This is a genomic window from Brevundimonas denitrificans, from assembly GCF_030160755.1.
Lineage (GTDB): Bacteria > Pseudomonadota > Alphaproteobacteria > Caulobacterales > Caulobacteraceae > Brevundimonas > Brevundimonas denitrificans.
In genome coordinates this window covers 1-761 of the sequence record NZ_BSOY01000168.1, presented here as the reverse complement: position 1 = coordinate 761, position 761 = coordinate 1, and the positions used below count along the sequence as shown (strand labels likewise).

General features: G+C 51.2%; 2 protein-coding genes. Both read right to left on the bottom strand.

Annotation, left to right across the window (positions count from 1 at the left end; genetic code table 11):
- A partial coding sequence (locus tag QQJ79_RS15560; protein ID WP_284223840.1) for an AsmA family protein occupies nt 1-339 on the bottom strand: 339 nt, incomplete at its 3' end.
- A 208-nt stretch (nt 340-547) separates the two neighbouring features.
- Nucleotides 548-761, bottom strand: a 214-nt coding sequence (locus tag QQJ79_RS15555; protein WP_284223839.1) for an EamA family transporter, incomplete at its 5' end; no start/stop codon positions are given.

Here is a 761-nt window from a genome sequence, read left to right as displayed (position 1 = left end):
GACAACCAGTCCGTCGAGGACAAACTTGTCCACCTCGACCTGACCGCCAAGCAGGGGCAGCAGTTTCAATTCCACCGTCAGGGTGTTGATTTCCGCCATGTTGGGCTGGCTGCTGCTGGGGGCATTGGAAAAAGAAACCTTTGATGAGTTCAGGCCCAGAACCGGGAAAACACTGATCCCGAAATCTCCGTCAATGGCGAGGGTGCGCCCGGTGGCATCGTTGGTTGCGATGATCAGTTCTTCCTTGATCCGGTCTGCCGGCACAAGAAAGGGAATGGCAATTACTGCCGCGACCAGAAGGACGATCAGCCCCAAAAGTCCATAGAATATCTTTTTCATTACAAGCCCCATCAAATGATTGAAAACGCCGCTCAAGGTTCTGGGGGGAAACATTTCGGAACGTCCCCTGAAGGCACAGGACCGGCGTCTGAGTATACTGTTTCTACTCTTACACGAATTTGTGACTGAAAGAAGACCCGTTTACAATTAACTGGGGTTGGAAAGAGCCGGAATCAACTCTTCTGGGGTCTTCTTCAGTCTTCTCTGCCTATTTGGATTTACTCACCATGTATAATCCGCAGAAGATGAGGGCAACCGCCCCCCAGACATACCATTGCAGGCTTTCCCCGAACAGGAAGAAGCCGAAGGCCATGGTTGTCAGGGTGATGAAATAGGAAATTTGGCTGAAATAGACGGGGCCAGCGATCCGCTGCAATTCGAAATAGGCAATAAAGCCGATGAAGGACAGCAGGATACTGACC